This is a genomic window from Pseudomonas sp. SDO5532_S415 (assembly GCF_054071155.1).
The window spans coordinates 1-4,069 of sequence record NZ_JBSVWS010000292.1; the positions used below are offsets into that span (position 1 = coordinate 1).

The following is a 4,069-nucleotide window of genomic DNA, read 5'->3' on the forward strand; positions in this document are numbered from 1 at the left end:
CAGATGCGTCGCCTGACACACCGCTTTCGCGAGCAGGCTCGCTCCCACAGGGGTTTGCGCTTGGTTCAAGACAACAGTGCGAAGCACTGGCACGCTTGCTGCTCATGCCAAAGGACTCCCCAACGTCCCGAGGACACGCCAATGAGTCAGCAAGCCGTCAAATTTGCCTACTGGGTACCTAACGTCAGCGGTGGGCTGGTGGTCAGCAGGATCGAGCAACGCACCCACTGGGGCATCGACTACAACCGTAAACTGGCACAACTGGCCGAAGAGGCGGGGTTTGAATATGCCCTGACGCAGATTCGTTTCACCGCCGGTTACGGTGCTGAATACCAGCATGAGTCAGTGGCGTTCAGTCACGCGTTGCTGGCCGCGACGACCCGGCTGAAAGTGATCGCCGCCATCCTGCCGGGGCCATGGCAACCGGCGTTGGCGGCCAAGCAACTGGCAACCATCGATCAACTCACTGATGGCCGGGTGGCGGTGAACATTGTCAGCGGCTGGTTCAAGGGCGAATTTCAGGCCATCGGCGAACACTGGCTGGAACACGACGAACGCTATCGCCGTTCCGAAGAGTTCATTCGCTCGCTCAAAGGCATCTGGACCCAGGACAACTTCACCTTTCGCGGCGACTTCTACCGATTCGACCATTACAGCCTCAAACCAAAGCCCCTGGGCCGGCCGGAAATTTTCCAGGGCGGCAGCTCCCGCGCGGCACGGGACATGGCGGCGCGGGTGTCGGATTGGTACTTCACCAACGGCAACACGCCGGAAGGCATCAAGGCCCAGGTCGATGACATCCGCGCCAAGGCGGCGGCGAACAATCATTCGGTGAAAATCGGCGTGAACGCGTTTGTGATTGCCCGGGATACCGAAGAGGAGGCGCGAGCGGTACTGGCGCAGATCATCGATCAGGCCGATCCGGAAGCGGTCAATGCCTTTGGCGACGCAGCGAAACAGGCGGGCAGGGCGTCGCCCGAAGGTGAGGGCAACTGGGCGAAATCGACCTTCGAGGATCTGGTGCAATACAACGATGGCTTCAAGACCAACCTGATCGGCACGCCCGAGCAAATCGCCGAACGCATCGTGGCACTCAAGGCGGTGGGTGTGGACCTGGTGCTGGCGGGGTTCCTGCACTTTCAGGAGGAGGTCGAGTATTTCGGCAGTCGGGTGTTGCCGTTGGTGCGTAAGCTGGAGTCTGAGGCGCATTTGAACCAGGCCGCGGTCGCCTGATTACCGAAGAAACACTGTGGGAGCGAGCCTGCTCGCGAAAGCGATGCATCAGTCAACATGAATGTTGAACCTGACGGCCCCTTCGCGAGCAGGCTCGCTCCCACATTTGGTTCAGTGTTTAGAGGCCGAGATCCGACAGCCCCGGATGGTCGTCAGGACGACGCCCCAGTGGCCAGTGGAACTTGCGCTCGCTTTCCTTGATCGGCATGTCGTTGATGCAGGCAAAGCGGTGGGCCATCAAGCCATGCTCGTTGAACTCCCAGTTTTCGTTGCCATAGGAACGGAACCAGTTGCCCGAATCGTCGTGCCACTCATAGGCATAACGCACGGCGATGCGGTTGTCGGTGAACGCCCAGAGTTCCTTGATCAGGCGATACTCGAGTTCCTTGGCCCATTTACGGGTCAGGAAACCCTTGGCCTCTTCGCGGTTGTAGGCGAACTCGGCGCGGTTACGCCATTGGGTGTCCAGGGTGTAGGCCAGCGACACGCGTTCCGGGTCGCGGGAGTTCCAGCCGTCTTCGGCCAGGCGGACTTTTTCGATGGCCGACTCACGGGTGAAGGGCGGCAATGGCGGACGAACTTCGGCATTAGACATTTCAAGTCTCCGTAGAAAATTAACGTTAGAGCAAGTTGTCGGGCTTGATTAAGTTGTTACAGGTCCAATAACTTTCGCGCCATGCATTGCGCATTATCGGCGGCACTGTGATCACCCATTACAAGCGCCACGGTTATGGCACCGTCAATCAGGATCAGCAGCTGTTTGGCCAGCAGCTGCGGATCTTCGGCGCCATGTTCGGTACACAGCTCGCACACGTAGTCGAGCAGTTTCTGTTTGTGGTCCCTGGCGACCAGGCGAACCGGGTCTTGCGGATCGCCGGTTTCGCCGCTGGTGTTGATGAACGCGCAGCCGCGAAAGCCTTCGGAGACGAACCACGACTTGAGCACGGTAAACAGGTTGAGCAGGCGGTCGGCCGGCGTTTCAGCCTGGTCGACCTCGCTTCTGTACCAGTGCATCCAGCGTTGGTCCCGACGTTGCAGGGCCGCGACGGTGAGCTCCTCCTTGTTGGCGAAGTAGCGGTAGATGCTTTTTCTGGAGACGCCGGCGGTTTTCACCAGAAGATCCATGCCCGTGGCGGCAATGCCACTTTTGTAGATCAACTTTTCGGTGACATCCAGAATGATGTCGCGTGTGTCGCTGCTAGTAATATCGTTCATGCGGCTAACAGTAGAACGATCGTTCTCCTTGGTCAAATGGTTTTTGTGTTGTCAGATAAATTGCCATCGCCAGCAGGCTGGCTCCCACAGGTGGACGCATTCAAACTGTGGGGGCCAGCCTGCTGGCGATGGGGTCCTTACAGACAGTAACAAGACCCAAGCCGATCCATGGTGTAAGCTCTCGAACTCTCTGGATTCGACCCGATTGCGAGCCCTATGCCGTTGCTTTTCAAACGCTCCCTGCTGCCAAAACTGCGCAGTTTTCCGCTGACCGCCGATGCCGTCACCATCCTCTCTGGCGCTGCCGAGTTCCGTCGTTGCCTGCTGGAAAAAATCGCCGGCGCCACACAGCGCATCTATATCGTTGCGCTGTACCTGCAACAGGATGAAGCCGGCCAGGACATTCTCGATGCCTTGCACGCCGCCAAACTCAAGCGCCCGCAACTGGACGTGGTGGTGGTCGTCGACTGGCTGCGCGCCCAGCGCGGTTTGATCGGTGCCGGCAAGCAACCGGGCAATTCGGCCTGGTATCAGGAAATGACCCGCACCCACGCCAGCGAAGTTCCGATCTACGGCGTACCGGTGCAGACCCGCGAACTGTTCGGCGTATTGCACCTGAAGGGCTTCGTCATCGATGACTGCGTGATCTACAGCGGCGCGAGCCTGAACAACGTCTATCTGCACAAATTCGACAAATACCGCTACGACCGTTACCACCTGCTGCACAACCGCGCCCTGGCCGACTCGATGCAGCATCTGGTTCAGCATGGCCTGGTGGCTTCCAAAGCCGTGCATCGTCTCGATCTGCCGAACCTGCCGACCACCCGCAGCCTGCGCAATGACATCGGTGACTTGCGCAGCCGGCTCAAGCACGCCGCGTACGACACCACCGAGGGCACGACAGATAAGGGCGGTCTGTCGGTGAGCCCGTTATTGGGCGTGGGCAAGAACAACCCGCTGAGCCGGGTGATTTGCGAACTGATCGCCAGCACCCAGCATCAACTGACCATCTGCACGCCGTACTTCAACCTGCCGCTGGCCGTGACCCGGGAAATCAACCGGGCACTGGCCCGTGGCGTGAAGATCGACATCGTGGTCGGCGACAAGACCGCCAACGACTTCTACATTCCGCCGAGCGAGCCGTTCAAGGTGATCGCGGCGCTGCCGTACCTCTACGAAATCAGCCTGCGCCGGTTCGCCAAGCGCCATCAGCGCAACATCGACAGCGGCCAGTTGAACCTGCACCTGTGGAAGGATGGCGATAACACGTACCACCTCAAGGGCATGTGGGTGGACAAGCGCTACACCTTGCTGACCGGCAACAACCTCAACCCTCGGGCGTTCCGCCTCGATCTGGAAAACGCCTTGCTGATCGATGATCCGAAAGGCGAGTTGCTTGAGTCCCGCCGCAAGGAGTTGAAAGAGATCTTCCAGCACACGACGCGCATCGAGCGTTATCAGGACCTGGAAACATTGCCCGAGTACCCGGCGGGGGTGGCCAGGTTTCTCAAGCGTGTGAGTCGCGTGCGGATCGAGCGGTTGCTCTACCGCATTCTGTAAAAAAGCATTCGCGAGCAGGCTCGCTCCCACAGTGGATTCGTGTTCGGCACATAACCCTGTG

Annotated in this window: 4 protein-coding genes; 2 read left to right on the forward strand and 2 right to left on the reverse strand. The window is 59.3% G+C overall.

The genetic code is table 11. The annotated features are described in order from the left end of the window. Positions 1-141 precede the first annotated feature (141 nt). Positions 142-1,233: a dimethylsulfone monooxygenase SfnG gene (gene sfnG / locus ACW9HW_RS29270; RefSeq protein WP_457402804.1), complete on the forward strand. Its 1,092-nt coding sequence runs from the start codon at positions 142-144 to the stop codon at positions 1,231-1,233. A 118-nt stretch (positions 1,234-1,351) separates the two neighbouring features. Here sfnG and ACW9HW_RS29275 read toward each other — a convergent pair whose 3' ends face one another. Further along, positions 1,352-1,828, reverse strand: a complete 477-nt coding sequence (locus tag ACW9HW_RS29275) for a nuclear transport factor 2 family protein (protein ID WP_457402806.1) — start codon at positions 1,826-1,828, stop codon at positions 1,352-1,354. A 56-nt stretch (positions 1,829-1,884) separates the two neighbouring features. After that, entirely contained in the window at positions 1,885-2,448 is a 564-nt protein-coding gene (locus ACW9HW_RS29280) for a TetR/AcrR family transcriptional regulator (protein ID WP_457402808.1), read from the reverse strand. Between the two features lie 216 nt (positions 2,449-2,664). Here ACW9HW_RS29280 and pssA point away from each other — a divergent pair, with 216 nt between their 5' ends. Beyond that, on the forward strand, positions 2,665-4,008 hold the full coding sequence (pssA, locus tag ACW9HW_RS29285) for a CDP-diacylglycerol--serine O-phosphatidyltransferase (RefSeq protein WP_457402810.1): 1,344 nt from the start codon (positions 2,665-2,667) through the stop codon (positions 4,006-4,008). Positions 4,009-4,069 lie beyond the last annotated feature (61 nt).